The sequence below is a fragment of the Microtetraspora sp. NBRC 13810 genome, assembly GCF_030268685.1.
Taxonomy (GTDB): domain Bacteria; phylum Actinomycetota; class Actinomycetes; order Streptosporangiales; family Streptosporangiaceae; genus BSRQ01.
Genome location: NZ_BSRQ01000002.1, coordinates 454,587 through 469,037, shown reverse-complemented (window position 1 = coordinate 469,037; position 14,451 = coordinate 454,587). Strand labels below are relative to the sequence as shown.

General features: G+C 71.6%; 15 protein-coding genes. 7 read left to right on the top strand and 8 right to left on the bottom strand.

Annotation, left to right across the window (positions count from 1 at the left end):
• The first annotated feature begins 66 nt into the window (after window positions 1–66).
• Window positions 67–1,263: a signal recognition particle-docking protein FtsY gene (gene ftsY, locus QSK26_RS05905; RefSeq protein ID WP_285773936.1), complete on the top strand. Its 1,197-nt coding sequence runs from the start codon at window positions 67–69 to the stop codon at window positions 1,261–1,263.
• Window positions 1,264–1,303: 40 nt separating this feature from the next.
• Here ftsY and QSK26_RS05900 read toward each other — a convergent pair whose 3' ends face one another.
• The 4 genes from QSK26_RS05900 to QSK26_RS05885 form a co-directional block, all read right to left on the bottom strand.
• On the bottom strand, window positions 1,304–1,822 hold the full coding sequence (locus QSK26_RS05900) for an NUDIX hydrolase (protein WP_285773935.1): 519 nt from the start codon (window positions 1,820–1,822) through the stop codon (window positions 1,304–1,306).
• Between the two features lie 271 nt (window positions 1,823–2,093).
• Window positions 2,094–2,882 (bottom strand): ABC transporter ATP-binding protein, encoded by a 789-nt coding sequence (locus QSK26_RS05895; RefSeq protein WP_285773934.1) that lies wholly within the window; start codon window positions 2,880–2,882, stop codon window positions 2,094–2,096.
• The gene (locus QSK26_RS05890) at window positions 2,879–3,964 is read right to left on the bottom strand and encodes a FecCD family ABC transporter permease (RefSeq protein ID WP_285773933.1); all 1,086 of its coding nucleotides are present in this window, start codon (window positions 3,962–3,964) and stop codon (window positions 2,879–2,881) included. Before QSK26_RS05890 ends, QSK26_RS05895 begins: the two co-directional genes overlap by 4 nt.
• A complete protein-coding gene (locus QSK26_RS05885; RefSeq protein ID WP_285773932.1) occupies window positions 3,961–5,013 on the bottom strand; it encodes a FecCD family ABC transporter permease in 1,053 nt (350 codons plus the stop codon). Before QSK26_RS05885 ends, QSK26_RS05890 begins: the two co-directional genes overlap by 4 nt.
• A 136-nt stretch (window positions 5,014–5,149) precedes the next feature.
• Between QSK26_RS05885 and QSK26_RS05880 the strand changes: the two genes are divergently transcribed.
• Window positions 5,150–6,157, top strand: a complete 1,008-nt coding sequence (locus QSK26_RS05880; RefSeq protein ID WP_285773931.1) for an ABC transporter substrate-binding protein — start codon at window positions 5,150–5,152, stop codon at window positions 6,155–6,157.
• A gap of 465 nt (window positions 6,158–6,622) precedes the next feature.
• A complete protein-coding gene (locus QSK26_RS05875; protein ID WP_285773930.1) occupies window positions 6,623–7,216 on the top strand; it encodes a sigma-70 family RNA polymerase sigma factor in 594 nt (197 codons plus the stop codon).
• A gap of 27 nt (window positions 7,217–7,243) precedes the next feature.
• Here the strand turns inward: QSK26_RS05875 and QSK26_RS05870 are convergent, their stop codons facing one another.
• Entirely contained in the window at window positions 7,244–8,200 is a 957-nt protein-coding gene (locus QSK26_RS05870; protein ID WP_285773929.1) for an anti-sigma factor RsbA family regulatory protein, read from the bottom strand.
• Between the two features lie 35 nt (window positions 8,201–8,235).
• Window positions 8,236–9,072: an EamA family transporter gene (locus tag QSK26_RS05865; protein ID WP_285773928.1), complete on the bottom strand. Its 837-nt coding sequence runs from the start codon at window positions 9,070–9,072 to the stop codon at window positions 8,236–8,238.
• An 84-nt stretch (window positions 9,073–9,156) separates the two neighbouring features.
• Here QSK26_RS05865 and QSK26_RS05860 point away from each other — a divergent pair, with 84 nt between their 5' ends.
• From QSK26_RS05860 to QSK26_RS05845, 4 genes are all read left to right on the top strand, one after another.
• A complete protein-coding gene (locus tag QSK26_RS05860) occupies window positions 9,157–9,732 on the top strand; it encodes a helix-turn-helix domain-containing protein (RefSeq protein WP_285773927.1) in 576 nt (191 codons plus the stop codon).
• Window positions 9,733–9,989: 257 nt separating this feature from the next.
• The gene (locus QSK26_RS05855; protein WP_285773926.1) at window positions 9,990–10,292 is read left to right on the top strand and encodes a hypothetical protein; all 303 of its coding nucleotides are present in this window, start codon (window positions 9,990–9,992) and stop codon (window positions 10,290–10,292) included.
• 102 nt (window positions 10,293–10,394) lie between these two features.
• Window positions 10,395–11,144 (top strand): polysaccharide deacetylase family protein, encoded by a 750-nt coding sequence (locus QSK26_RS05850; protein ID WP_285773925.1) that lies wholly within the window; start codon window positions 10,395–10,397, stop codon window positions 11,142–11,144.
• 22 nt (window positions 11,145–11,166) lie between these two features.
• The gene (locus QSK26_RS05845; protein WP_285773924.1) at window positions 11,167–11,799 is read left to right on the top strand and encodes a DUF2461 domain-containing protein; all 633 of its coding nucleotides are present in this window, start codon (window positions 11,167–11,169) and stop codon (window positions 11,797–11,799) included.
• Window positions 11,800–11,803: 4 nt separating this feature from the next.
• Here QSK26_RS05845 and QSK26_RS05840 read toward each other — a convergent pair whose 3' ends face one another.
• Both QSK26_RS05840 and typA read right to left on the bottom strand, forming a co-directional pair.
• Complete coding sequence (locus QSK26_RS05840; protein WP_285773923.1) at window positions 11,804–12,430, bottom strand: DUF6879 family protein; 627 nt, start codon at window positions 12,428–12,430, stop codon at window positions 11,804–11,806.
• Window positions 12,431–12,594: 164 nt separating this feature from the next.
• The gene (typA, locus tag QSK26_RS05835; protein WP_285773922.1) at window positions 12,595–14,448 is read right to left on the bottom strand and encodes a translational GTPase TypA; all 1,854 of its coding nucleotides are present in this window, start codon (window positions 14,446–14,448) and stop codon (window positions 12,595–12,597) included.
• Window positions 14,449–14,451: the final 3 nt, after the last annotated feature.

Here is a 14,451-nt window from a genome sequence, read left to right as displayed (position 1 = left end):
AAAGGGTTTCCACCGGAGAGGCGGGGCGGGTCGGAGCATTTGCGCTTGTCTGGGAAACTAAGCGCTGTGGATGGTTACCTCGGCATCATCGTGATCGTGGTCGTCGTGGCCCTGCTGGCGGCGGGAGGACTCTTCCTGCTGTTCCGGCCGGGTGGCAAGGCCGCGCCGCCACCGGTCCAGCCGCCCGAGACCCACCCGGTCCCGAAGGAGAAGGAGGCGCCCGCGGAGGGCGTCGCCGCCCCCGAAGAGGCGGCGACCACCACCGTGCCGCCGCCTACCGTGCCGCCGCCCGCGGTGCCGGTGGAGCCGCCGGTCCTCAAACCGGAGATCGAGGTGCCGCCCCCGTCCGCGGGGCGGATGGTGCGGCTGCGCGCCCGCCTCGCCCGCTCCCAGAACGCGCTGGGCAAGGGCCTGCTCGACCTGCTCTCCCGTGACCGGCTCGACGACGACGTGTGGGAGGAGATCGAGGAGACCCTGATCTCGGCCGACGTGGGCGTCGCGCCGACCCAGACGATGGTCGAAGAGCTCCGCACCAAGGTCAAGGTGCTGGGCAGCCGCACGCCGTCGGAGGTGCGGGGCCTGCTGCGCGAGCAGCTCCTCGTCCAGATCGGCGCCGACCTGGACCGCACCCTGCACACCAAGCCGCACGGCGAGCGCCCGGCGGTCCTGCTGGTCGTCGGGGTCAACGGCACCGGCAAGACCACCACCACCGGCAAGCTGGCGAGATCCCTGATCGGCGACGGCAAGAAGGTCCTGCTCGGCGCGGCCGACACGTTCCGCGCCGCCGCCGCCGACCAGCTCCAGACCTGGGGCGAGCGGGTCGGCGCCGACGTGGTGCGCGGCCCCGAGGGCGGCGACCCGGCCTCGGTCGCCTTCGACGCCACCGCCAAGGGCATCGAGGACAAGGTCGACGTCGTCATCGTGGACACCGCCGGCCGCCTGCACACCAAGACCGGCCTGATGGACGAGCTGGGCAAGGTCAAGCGGGTCATCGAGAAGAAGGCCACGGTGGACGAGGTCCTGCTCGTCCTCGACGCCACCACGGGTCAGAACGGCATGCGCCAGGCCCAGGTCTTCGCCGAGGTGGTCGACGTCACCGGCATCGCCCTGACCAAGCTCGACGGCACCGCCAAGGGCGGCATCGTCATCTCCGTGCAGCGCGAGCTGGGCGTCCCGGTCAAGCTGGTCGGCCTCGGCGAGGGGCCGGACGATCTGGCCCCCTTCGATCCCGAGGTCTTCGTGGACGCCCTGCTGGGCGACTGACGCGTGCCCGGCGGGCCGGCCTTCCCGGCCCGCCCGCCGGTCAGTGCGGCTCCGGCGCGGCCAGGTGGGCGAACTCCGGGTGGTGCCAGGGCAACCGCACCGGATCGGCCGGCGGCTGCCCGGCGTGCAGCCGCTCCAGGAGGCCGACGAGGCCCCAGGGCACGACGTTCTCCCCGGTGGTCCGCAGGTCGGCGACGCTCCACCAGCGGTGCTCCCCGATGTCGCGGCGCTCGTGGTCGGTGAACCCGGACGTGTCCACGGTGAACCCGGTCACCCGCAGGAAGAAGTACGACTCCACCGAGTAGTAGAGCAGGCCGTCCCAGCCTCCCCGCCAGTGCCCGGCCCCGACGGCGACGACCCGGCCCAGGTTCTCCGGCGTGACGAGGTATCCGGTCTCCTCGCGCAGCTCGCGGGCCGCCGCGACCTCGACCGGCTCTCCCGGGTCGAGTCCGCCGCCCGGGGTGAACCAGGTGCCGTCCGAGCCGCGGAACAGCAGGATGCGGTCGTCCTGGTCGGCGAGGAGGACGCGGGCACTGGGGCGCATGATGATCTCGGTCACGAGACAGGAGACTAGGACGGGCCGGGCGGCGAGGGCGACCCCATTCGCTCGCCTCAAGGTCATCACGCAGCCACGCCGAGGTCACCGCCGGCGGCAACGATTCCGGCATGATCGTACAAATTGCCCGCCGTGTGGCCGGTGCGCCGCTCGCCGCGGTCCTCGCCGGGGTCCTCGCCACGGTTCTCGCCGGGGTCCTCGTGCCGGCCGGGACGGCCGCCGCGGCGACCGCGGAGACGGCACGCGGGCGCCCGGGGGCGGGCCGCCCTCCGGGTCAGGGGGAGGGGCGGATGCCGATGGGGACGACGAGGGGGGTGCCGGCCACCGGGTCAGAGATGATCTTGGCGTCCAGGTCGAAGACGTCGCGGAGCAGGGCTTCGGTGAGGACCTCGTGCGGGGTGCCGGCCGCGACGACCCGGCCCGCGCGCATGGCGACCAGGCGGTCGGCGTAGCGGGCGGCGAGGTTGAGGTCGTGCAGCACCATGACGATGGTGCGGCCGGCCTCGGCGTGCAGGCGGCGGACGAGCTCCAGCACCTCGACCTGGTGGGCGAGGTCGAGAAAGGTCGTCGGCTCGTCGAGCAGCAGCAACTCGGTGCCCTGGGCCAGCGCCATCGAGATCCAGGCGCGCTGCCGCTGGCCGCCGGACAGCTCGTCCAGCGGGCGGTCGGCCAGGTCGAGCAGCCCGGTCATGGACAGCGCCTCGGACACCGCGGACTCGTCGTCGGAGGACCACTGGCGGTACCACGTCTGGTGCGGATGGCGGCCCCTCGCCACCAGGTCGGCCACGGTCAGCCCCTCGGGGGCGACGGGAGCCTGGGGGAGCACGCCGAGGATCTTGGCGACCTCGCGGGTGGGGATCCGGTCGATCCGCTTGCCGTCGAGCAGCACCTCGCCGCCCGCCGGTTTGAGCAGCCGGCCCAGCGCGCGCAGCAGTGTGGACTTGCCGCACCCGTTGGGACCGATGATCGTGGTGACCGTGCCCGCTTCGATGCCGAGATCGAGGCCGTCCACGATGATCCGGTCGCCGTACCCGAGCCGGACACCGCTTGCCTGCAGTCTCATGAGCGTGCCTCCCGGCGGACGCGGATCAGAAGGTAGACGAGGTAGGGGGCGCCCAGGACGGCGGTGACGACGCCCACCGGGAGCTCGACGGGGGCGAAGAGCGTCCTCGCCACCAGGTCGGCGGCGTTCGCCAGCACGGCCCCGGCGACCGCGGAGACGAGGAGGGGCGGGTGGGACGTGCCGGCGAGCCGGAGCGCGATCTGCGGGGCGGCCAGCGCGACGAACGCGATCGGCCCCGCCGCGGCGGTGGCGACGGCGGCGAGGAGCACGGCGGCGAGCAGCATGAGCGCCCTGGCGAGGTTCATCCGCACGCCGAGCCCGGTGACCGTGTCGTCGCCGAACCGCAGCGCCCCCAGGGACCGGGTGCCGAAGAGCGTCGCGGGGACGAGTACGGCCAGCGCCAGCGCGACCGGTGTCACGTGCTCCCAGCCGCGGCCGTTCAGCGACCCGCTGATCCAGGTCATGGCCTTGCCCGCGTCCTCCACGTCGCCCACGGTGAGCAGCCAGTACTTCACGTTGGTGAACACCGCGGTCACGCCGATGCCGACCAGCACCAGGCGGTATCCGTCCAGGCCCCTGCGCCAGGCGAAGGCGTAGACGATCAGCGCTCCGGCCAGGCCGCCGAGCAGGGCCGTGGCGGGCACGCCCAGGCCGGCGAGGGCGCCGCTGGCGCCGCCGTACATGGCGCCGTTGGCGACCAGGACGGCGACGACGGTGACGCTGGCGCCGGTGGTCACGCCGAGGACGTCGGGGCTGGCCAGCGGGTTGCGGGCGATGGCCTGGGTGATGGCGCCGGACAGGCCGAGCGCGGCGCCGACGAGCGCGCCGGTCAGCGCCCTGGGCAGGCGCAGCTCCATGACGACGAAGTGGGTGGGGCCCTCGCCGGTGATCGCGGCCAGGACGTCGGCGAGGCTGAGCTGAATGTCGCCGATGCGCATGTTGAGCGCCATGAGCAGGGCGAGCAGCACGAGCCCGGTGATCGTGACCGCGACGGCGCGCGGGTGCAGCCGCCAGGAGGCCGAGGCGAGGCGGACGGCCCGGGTGCCCGCGCGCACCCGGCCGGAGGCGGCGGGGGTGCTCACAGGCGCACCGGCTTCCTGCGGCGGACCAGCGCGACGAAGAAGGGCGCGCCGATCAGGGCGAGCACCACGCCCACCTCCAGTTCCCCGGGCGGCGCCACCAGCCGCCCGATCACGTCGGCGAAGAGCAGCAGCGCCGCGCCCAGCAGCCCCGCGTACGGCAGCAGCCAGCGCTGGTCGGGGCCGGACAGCGGCCGGACGAGGTGCGGGACGATCAGGCCGACGAAGGCGATGGCCCCGCAGGCGGCGACGGCCGCCCCGGTGAGCAGGGTGACCGCGGCCACGCCGACGACGCGGGTGAGGGTGATGTGCCGGCCGAGCGCGCGGGCGACGTCCTCGCCGAGGGACAGGGCGTTCAGGCCGGGCGCGTTGATCAGGGCGAGCAGCAGCCCGGCGGCGACGAACGGCAGGACCTGCCAGACGATCGCGGTGCCCCGGCCCGCGATGGCGCCCACCTGCCAGAACCGGAAGACGTCCATGGCCTGCTGGTCGAGCAGGACGACGGCGGAGGTGAGGGCGTAGAGGAAGGCGCTCACCGCGGTGCCGGCCAGGGCCAGCGTCACCGGGGTGGGGCCGCCGCGCCCGCCGGCCATGCCGAGCGCGAAGACGCCCACGCTGGCGACCAGCGCCCCGGCCAGCCCGAACCAGATATAGGCGTAGAGATCGGTCACGCCGAAGGCTACGATGCCGATCACCATGAAGAACGCCGCGCCCTGGGTGACCCCGAGCAGGCCGGGATCGGCCAGCGGGTTCCTGGTGTGCCCCTGCATCAGCGCGCCGGCCACGCCGAGCGCGATCCCGGCGAGCACGCCGAGCGCGGTCCGCGGCACCCGCAGTGAGCGGATGATCAGATCGTTCTCGGTGCCGGTGGGGCCGGTGAGGGCGTGCCAGGTGTCGCCGAGCGGGACGGGCTTGGTGCCGAGGGTCAGGCTCAGCAGCGCGGCGACGGCGAGGGCGGCGACCAGCGTGAGGAGCACCAGGACGCGGCGGCGCCGGATCGCGGGCACTCCCCCGGGCAGTCGTCCGGGCGGCGCGTACGCGGTGGTGCTCACCCCTGTTCGTCCCTTCTCGTGTCGGCCGGCTGCCTGACGGCTTTTGGTGTTGGCCGGAACCCCAAGAAGTATGCCAGTTTAGGTATAGCTAATCTTAATGAGGTTAGCCTTACCTGATTTGAGGAGAACGGTCATCATGAGAGCGTTGCGAGCCCTGGTGCTCGGCGTGGCCGCGGTCGTGCTGTCCACCGGCCTTGCCGCATGCGGGTCGAGCGAACCCGCGCCGGCGGCCGGCCCCGCCACCGCGAGCCCCGCCGCGGGCGGCGCGGCGTTCCCGCGCACGGTCAAGCACGCGATGGGCGAGACCACCGTACCGGCCGAGCCGAAGCGGATCGTGGCGCTCGACCAGAGCTTCGTGGACGCGGCGCTCGCCCTCGGCGCGAACGTGGTGGGCTTCTCCACCTACCGCTCGATCCACGAGGCGCTGCCCGAGTACCTCGGCCCCGACCTGGCGCAGTACGGCAAGGAGGCCACGTCGGTCGGCACCCTGGAGGCGCCGAGCCTGGAGCAGATCATCGCGCTCAAGCCCGACCTGATCCTCTCGGCCAAGGTGCGGCACGAGGCCCTCTACGACAAGCTGGCCCAGATCGCGCCCACGGTCTTCAGCGAGACCACCGGCGCCATCTGGAAGGACAACCTGCGCCTCGTGGGCCAGGCCATCGGCAAGGAGGACCTCGCCGAGCAGAAGATCAAGGAGTACCAGGACCGCGCGGCCAAGATCGGCCAGGAGATCAAGGACAAGAACGGCGGGAAGCTGCCCACGATCTCCGTCGTGCGCTTCGCGGGCGAGCCGACGGTCCGGCTCTACGTGGAGAACTCCTACTCCGGGCTGGTGCTCAAGGACGTCGGCTTCCCCCGCCCCGAAGGCCAGCCCACCACCACCGAGACGATCGCGGTGGACGTCAGCCAGGAGAACATCGCCCAGCTAGACGCCGACGAGATCTTCGTCTCCACCTACGGCGACCCGTCCTCCGAGGCGCCTAAGGCGAAGTTCGTGAGCAACCCGCTCTGGGACCGGCTCAAGGGCGAGAAGCGCGACGTCAGCGACATCACCTGGATGACCGCGTGCGGCATTCTGGGCGCCCAGTCGATGCTCGACGACATCGCCGGCTTCTTCCAGGTGGACCCGGCCAAGGCCGCCTGACCCCGCTCCCGCGCCGAGGGCGCGCGTCCCGGAAGAGGACGCGCGCCCTTTCGCGCGTCTTCTCCCGCGGCCGGAGTGAACCGGGTAGGTGGTCACACACGTCTATCGATACGGGTTAACGCCCTCGTCTGAGGGCAGCGGACACGCACGGCCGGGCGAGGGAAGGGGGTCATCGGGCGCCGTGCGGCAGGCGGTGCGGGCCGGACTAGCCGAGGATCTGTGATGCTGACCACACTTTCCACTCAATCGAGTAAAGAGTGTTACGCTAATGAGACTTGTCCGGCCGTAGGCGTGACGACTGCCGCCTCGGGCACGGCGAGCTGGGAGCCCCCTGATCAGGCAGAACTCTTAACAGGGCGTTTATCGATGCCCTGTCACCATGAGACAAGCCATCAGAAGGATCAACGGTCCGTCATGGTTGCGTACGGACGGGGTAGCGGGGGGAAGAGCACGAGGGGGATTGGGATGATCTCTATAAGCGAAGAGCAGCGCCAGGCATGGTTCGAGCGTGACGTCGTGCCGGTGACGGCTCAGCTTTACGCCTCCGCCATGCGTCTCACCCGTAACTCGGCCGACGCCGAAGATCTCGTCCAGGAGACCGTGGCCAAGGCGTTCACGTCCTACCACCAGTTCCGCGAGGGGACGAATCTCAAGGCGTGGCTGCACCGCATCCTGACGAACAACTTCATCAACGACTACCGCAAGCGCCAGCGTTCGCCCAAGCTGTCGGCGACCGAGGACATCGAGGACTGGCAGCTCGCCGCCGCCGAGTCGCACATGTCCACCGGCCTGCGCTCCGCCGAGAACGAAGCTTTGGACCAGTTGCCCGACGGCGTCGTGATGGACGCGCTGCGCGCCCTGCCCCAGGACTTCCGCGAAGCGGTCTACCTCGCCGACGTGGAGGGTTTCCCCTACAAGGAGATCGCCGAGCGCATGGGCACCCCGATCGGCACGGTCATGTCGCGGCTGCACCGTGGCCGCCGGCAGCTCCGGGCGATGCTGGAGGAGTACGCGCGCGAGGTCGGCGCCGTGCGCGTCGCCGCGCCGTCCGCCGCCTGAGTCCGCCTGAGTCGGCCTGAGTCGGCCTCACGGCAGGTACATGTGCAGGCGCACGCGCAGGACCCCGCCCTCCGTGCGGATCTCCACCAGGTCGCAGAGCTGGCGGCTGATCCACAGCCCGTATCCCCTGGGAGACGCCGGCCCGGGCGGTAAGTAGCCGGGCAGCGGCACGTCCAGCCTGCCGGACTCGTCGGTGATCTCGCAGATCAGCTCGCGGCCCGCGGTCCAGATCGTCAGCCTTCCGTGCCCCGCCCCGTGCTCCACGGTGTTGGCGGCGATCTCCGAGACGCTCAGCACCAGCGACCCCGCGGTGTCCCGGTCCAGGCCGGCCGCGTGCGCGGTGTCCGCGACCGTCCTGCGCAGCCGGGCGAGGTCCCGCGAGGTGAACGCCATCCCGGCCGCCCGGGGCGGCGGGTCGGCGAACGGCACGCCGTCCCCGGCGGGCCGGTAGTCGGCCGGCCGGACATAGTCCGCGCTGGGCCGCAGGCCGTCGCCGTCGAGACACCAGGGGTGGGTGCGGGCCGTCTCCGCGAGCACGTCCGCGGGGGTGGCGGCGCGGTCGTACAGGCACAGGACGAGCACCGGGGCCTCCGCGAAGGCCAGGTTGATCGCCGACTCGTAGCGCAGCCACTCGCGCACGTCACGCTCGTCCCGCCCGGCCCACACCGGTTCGCCGATCAGCGTCGTGCCGCGCCTGGCCCACGGCTCCGCGTACTCGTGGTAGGCGGTGAGGGTGCGTGCCGGATGGGTGTACCAGGTGGGGCCGATCCGCCGGTCGATCCGCCCGAAGTCGTCGCCGAGCGCCGCCGAGAGCAGGCCCAGCTTGTCCCTGCCCGCGACGACGAGGGTGTCGCGCCCGTGGTCGAGCGACCGCCGGACGAAGGGCAGCACCGAGTGCAGGTAGGTCTGATCGGAGTCGTAGATCGCGGCTACGTGCGCGAACGACTCTGGGTCGAAGAACGCCCGCTCGGGCTGCACGCGCATGAACGTAACAAGCCCACGGCGGGGATGACAACGTCTCAGGCGGCGGCGATCAGCCCGACCGCGGCCAGCGCGGCGACCACGCCGGCCACCTGGAGCGCGTGCAGCCGCTCTCCGAGCACGTGCCTGGCCAGCAGCAACGTGCTCGCCGGGTAGAGCGAGACGAGCACGGCGACCAGGCTCAGCAGCCCGCGCTGCACGGCGAACAGGTAGAGCACGTTGGCCGCCATGTCGAGCACGCCCGCGGCCACGATGACGCGCAGCGTGCCCCGGCCCGGCCGCAGCGACCGGCGGGTGGACACCGCGAGCAGCGCCACCAGGCTGATCGAGACGAGCCGCGCCCCGAACAGCGACCACATGCCGGTGTCGGCGGGAGCCTGGTGGAGCAGGATGAAGAAGCCGCCGAAGCCGGCGCCGGAGGCGAGCGCGGCGATCAGCGGTCTGGCGGTGCCGGTCGAGGCGCTCCTGACCGGGTCGCGGCTCACCAGCGTCACCGCCAGCAGCGCGATCACCACTCCGGCCAGCGCGAGCGGCTCGGGCCGCTCCCCGGTGGCCAGTCCGAAGAGCACCGGCAGCGCCGCCGAGGTGGTCGCGGTGGCGGGGGCCACCACCGACATCACGCCGTTCGCCAGCGCCCAGTAGAAGAGCAGCAGCCCGGCGGCCCCGGCGAGACCGGCCGACATGCCCCACAGCACGCCCGCCCAGGACGGCACGCCGGGCAACAGGGGGAGCAGCGCGATCACGAACGCCATCCCGGCGCTCTGCGAGAGCACCACGACGGCGAACACGCGGGATCTGCGGGTGGCGAGGCCGCCGAAGAAGTCGGCCGTGCCGTAGACGACCGCGCACACGGTCGCCAGCACCACTGCGGTCACAGGGGGGCTCCAGTTCAATTGATTGCACCAGTAGTACAATGGAGAGTACAACACAGTGCACATACTTTTCACTACACTGCACTCATGCCGGATCAGGGGACGCTCACCGCCGCCATCGCCAACAACGTCCGGGCGCAGCGGGCCCACCGCGGGATGACGCTGGACGAGCTGGCCGCGCGGTCCGGGGTCAGCCGCGGGATGCTCGTCCAGGTGGAACAGGGCCGTACCAACCCGAGCGTGACCACGCTGGCCCGGATCGGCGACGCGCTGGGCGTGACCGTCGCCCGGCTGGTGGAGGTCGCCGACACGCCCGTGGTGCGGGTCGTGCGGGCCGCCGACGTCGTCGAGTTCCGGCACGGCGAGGGGTCGGCGCGGCTGCTCGTCGGCACCGACGCCCCGGCCATCCTGGAACTGTGGGACTGGCGGATCGCGCCCGGCGACCACCACGACGGGGGCGCCCACCCGCCGGGCACCCGCGAGATGCTCACCGTGCTCACCGGGCGCCTCACGCTCACGGTCTACGGCGAGAGCCACGTCGTGGGCGCCGACGAAGCCGTGGTGTTCAGCGCCGACCGCCCGCACCGCTACGCCAACGAGGGCGACGAGGAGCTCAGGCTGATGATGGTCGTCACCGAGCCGATGACGCCGCCGGACCTCTAGCGGACCACCGAGCGGACCACCGAGCGGACCGCCGAGCGGCCCGCCGAGCGGCCCGCCGAGCGGCCCGCCGAGCGGCCCGCCGGAGATCCGGACCCGCGGCCACGTCGCCGGGGATGCCCGGGTGCCGTCGCGGCGAGAACGGCCGCGTCTGCCCGGGTATGCCCCTAACAAACCCGACCCACTCGATCTGACTCGGTCTGATCGGCCGGAGAGATGGTGGGTACATTCCCTTTGTGCGTGTGCACTGGGGGTGACGGGTGAACGAAGCGGGCGCGGCGATCGGCAAGCTCCGGGTGGAGTTGGCCGCCCTCGGTGTCGCCGACGCCTACGAGATAGGCGACGACGCCACGCTCTCCGTGTGGGTCGGGCTGGTCGTGTGCTACCGCGACGGCTGCTACCGCTGGCGGGAGGGGGCGGTCCGGCGCAGCCATCTCGGTAATGACCCGGTCGGATGTGCTCTACGCGTGGCGCGTCGCTATGCGGAGGTGCGCGCCGATGTTCCACCCTGGTGGGAGGATCTCGCCAGGATCCTGCGAGGGGACGTGTCCGACCGGCGGTGATCCCTCGCCGTGTCTTCGGGGGGATGCGTGCGGTTCCGGGCTGTGGCGCTGGGGGTGTCACTTCTCTTAGCAGGGCAGCTCGTCGCGGGATGCGGCGGTCTGGTGGGTGGGTCGCGCCCGGCTCCGGCGCCCACGCCGCCCAGGAAGCCGGAGGACGTCGAGCGGCAGAAGCTGGCCGCCCGGCTGCGCGCCCAGCAGCCCATGCGCCGCCCGCCCACCGGGGTCTTCCGGGCCCGCCAGATCGACTGCCGCCGGCTCAAGTGCGTCGCCCTCACCTTCGACGACGGCCCGGGTGAGCATACCGGCCGGCTCCTGGACATGCTGGCCGCCTACCACGCCAAGGCCACCTTCTTCGTCGTGGGCGAGATGATCGTCCCGGAGCGCTGGAACCTGCTGCTGCGCATGGTCACCGACGGGCACGAGCTGGGCAACCACACCTGGGACCACCCCGCGCTGACCGGGTTGAGCCGCCGCGGCATCGAGGAGGAACTGCGCAGGACCGCGCACGCGGTGCACAGGGCGACCGGGATGCGGATGCGGCTGATGCGCCCGCCGTACGGGGCGACCGACGATCGGGTGCGCGAGGTGACCGAGCGGGAAGGGCTCGCCCAGGTGCTGTGGGACGTGGACACCTTCGACTGGCGGGACCGGAGGCCGGAGATCGTGGCGCGCCGCGCGCTCAGGGCGCGGGCGGGCTCCATCGTGCTGCTGCACGACATCCACCGCTCCAGCGTCAACGCGATGCCGGAGATCCTGCGCGACCTCACGGCCCGGGGGTTCACCTTCGTCACCGTCACCGAGCTCTTCGGCGCCCGGCCGATGCTGCCCGGCAGGCGCTACCCGGAGCCGTGACCGCACGTGGGAGCATGAGCCCATGGCATTCAGCGGGTTCCCCGACGAGGCGTTCGTCTTCTACGAGGGCCTGGCCGCGGACAACTCCAAGACCTACTGGACCCGGCACAGGACGACCTATGAGGAGGCCGTGCGCGCTCCCATGGTGGCGCTGGGGGAGGAGCTCACCGCGGAGTTCGGGACGGCACACCTGTTCCGCCCCTACCGGGATGTACGTTTTGCCAAGGACAAATCTCCGTACAAAACGCACCAAGGTCTCTATGCCCCGGTATTCGATGGCACCGGCTACTACGTCCAGCTCGACGCCGAGGGGATCTACGCGGGCGCCGGCTTCTACGCCGGGTCGAGTGACCAGCTCGGCCGGTTCCGTGACGCGGTGGCCGAGGAGCTGACCGGGCCGGCGCTGGAGAAGATCGTCGAAGGGCTTCGCGCGGCGGGCCACGCGATCGAGGGCGACCGCCTCAAGACCCGGCCGCGCGGCTTTCCCGCCGACCACCCCAGGATCGAGCTGCTGCGGCACCGGTCACTGCACGCCGGGCGGCGCTTCGAACCCGAGCCGTGGGTGTACACCCCGGAGGTGCAGGCCCGGGTCCGCGCCACCTGGCGGGAGCTCCGCCCGCTGGTCGAATGGCTCACCGACCACGCCAAGCCCTGAGCGGTCAGAAGCCGGCGGGCGGCGGAAGCGGGGCGATCTCCCGGGCGAAGTAGGCGGAGAACGGCTCGCCGATGGCGAAGATCGCGGTCAGCTCGGCCGTACAGGCCTCGATGACGCCGGGGGCTTCGATCCGGCGGGCGCCGGTGTGCTCCCCGGCGGCGTCGTACAGGATCTCGTACATGAGGCCGGAGCCGACGATGAGCTGTTCGGGGAGCCGGCCGTCCGCCTCGACGCCGGATAAGGCGGCGGCGTCCACGGCTCGGACGGTCTCCCCCGCGGCGGTGCGGGCCAGGAAGACGTGCATCTCCCACTGCAGGTAGGGGCTGACCGGCCGCTCGACGATCCGGGCCCGGCGCAGCCTGGCCAGCGAGGCGGACTGCGCCCGCAGCGCCGGGCGCATGCCGTCGATCAGGGCGCGGGACCGGGCCCAGTCGCCCTCGCGGGCGGCGGCCCAGCTCGGCACGTCGGGCTCGCGGAAGTACTGCATCCGCTCCAGCTTCCAGCACGGCTCGGTGCCGGCGCCGACCCGCGCGTTCACCTCGGCGTCGTAGACCTTCTTGGCGAGCACGGCGGCGGGGGTGTCACGGATCAGCCGGGAAAGGTGGGCACCGGGCGCTGCGACCTCGGTCACGGGCGGAACTCCTTCTCAGAGAGGTTGGGGCGACCCCCATCCCCCCCGAGTGCAGACCCATGCAAACACTCACGGCACGCCGTGGCAAGAAGATCCGGTAACACCTCGCAGGGAAAAACGTGACGGCCCGGTGAGCGCGGACGCTCACCGGGCCGCCGGGACGATCAGTTGGTGCGCTTGGCCCGGGCGGCGGCCCGGCCCCGGGTGGCGGCGTCGAGCACCACCTTGCGGATGCGCACCTTCTCGGAGGTGACCTCCACGCACTCGTCCTCGCGGATGAACTCCAGCGCCTGCTCCAGCGAGAGCACCCGCGGCGGGATGACCTTCTCGGTCTCCTCGCTGGTGGAGGAGCGCATGTTGGTGAGCTTCTTCTCCTTGGTGATGTTGACGTCCATGTCGTCGGACCGGGAGTTCTCCCCGACGATCATGCCCTCGTAGACCTCGGTGGTCGGGGAGACGAACAGCGTGCCGCGCTCCTGGAGGTTGAGCATCGCGAACGCGGTGACCACACCGGCCCGGTCGGCGACCAGGGAGCCGCTGTTACGGGTGCGCAGCTCGCCGAACCACGGCTCGTAGGCGTCGAAGACGTGGTGCACCAGGCCGGTGCCCCGGGTCTCGGTGAGGAACTCGGTCCGGAAGCCGATCAGCCCGCGGGCCGGGACGACGAACTCCATCCGGATCCAGCCGGTGCCGTGGTTGGTCATGTGCTCCATACGGCCCTTGCGCACCGCGAGGAGCTGGGTGATGGCGCCGAGGTACTCTTCCGGGCAGTCGACGGTCAGCCGCTCCACCGGCTCGTGCACCTTGCCGTCGATCTCGCGGGTGACGACCTGCGGCTTGCCGACGGTCAGCTCGTAACCCTCGCGGCGCATCTGCTCGACCAGGATGGCCAGCGCCAGCTCGCCACGGCCCTGGACCTCCCAGGCGTCCGGGCGGTCGGTCGGCAGCACGCGCAGCGACACGTTGCCGACCAGCTCCTTCTCCAGCCGGTCCTTGACCATCCGGGCGGTGACCTTGGAACCCTTGACCTTGCCGACGAGGGGCGAGGTGTTGGTGCCGATGGTCATCGAGATGGCCGGCTCGTCCACCGTGATGAGCGGCAGCGGGCGCGGGTCCTCCGGGTCGGTCAGCGTCTCGCCGATCATGATGTCCGGGATGCCGGCGATGGCGATGATGTCACCGGGACCGGCCTCCTCGGCCGGCTTGCGCTCCAGCGCCTCGGTCATCAGCAGCTCGCTGATCTTCACCCGCTGGACGCTGCCGTCGGTGCGGCACCAGGCGACCTGCTGGCCCTTCTTGATCGTGCCCTGGTGGACCCGGCACAGCGCGATCCTGCCGAGGTAGCTGGACGCGTCGAGGTTGGTGACGTGCGCCTGGAGCGGCGCGCTCGGGTCGTAGATCGGCGCGGGGATCGTCTTCATGATCGTCTGGAACAGCGGCTCCAGGTCCTCCGCGTCCGGCATGCCGCCGTCCTGCGGGCGGTTCAGGCTGGCGCGGCCGGCCTTGGCCGAGGCGTAGACGATCGGGAAGTCGATCTGCTCCTCGGTGGCGTCGAGGTCGATGAACAGCTCGTAGGTCTCGTCCACCACCTCGGCGATCCGGGCGTCGGGCCGGTCGACCTTGTTGATGCACAGGATGACCGGCATCTTCGCCGCCAGCGCCTTGCGCAACACGAACCTGGTCTGCGGCAGCGGTCCCTCGGAGGCGTCGACGAGCAGCACCACGCCGTCCACCATGGACAGCCCGCGCTCGACCTCGCCGCCGAAGTCGGCGTGGCCGGGGGTGTCGATGATGTTGATGGTGACGTCGTCGTGCCGGACGGCGGTGTTCTTCGCGAGAATGGTGATGCCCTTCTCGCGCTCTAGGTCGTTGGAATCCATGACCCGGTCTTCGACGTCCTGGTTGGCGCGGAACGCGCCGGACTGCCAGAGCATGGCGTCCACCAGCGTGGTCTTGCCGTGGTCGACGTGCGCGATGATCGCGATGTTACGCAGATCGTCGCGGCTGTTCAGTGGCATGAT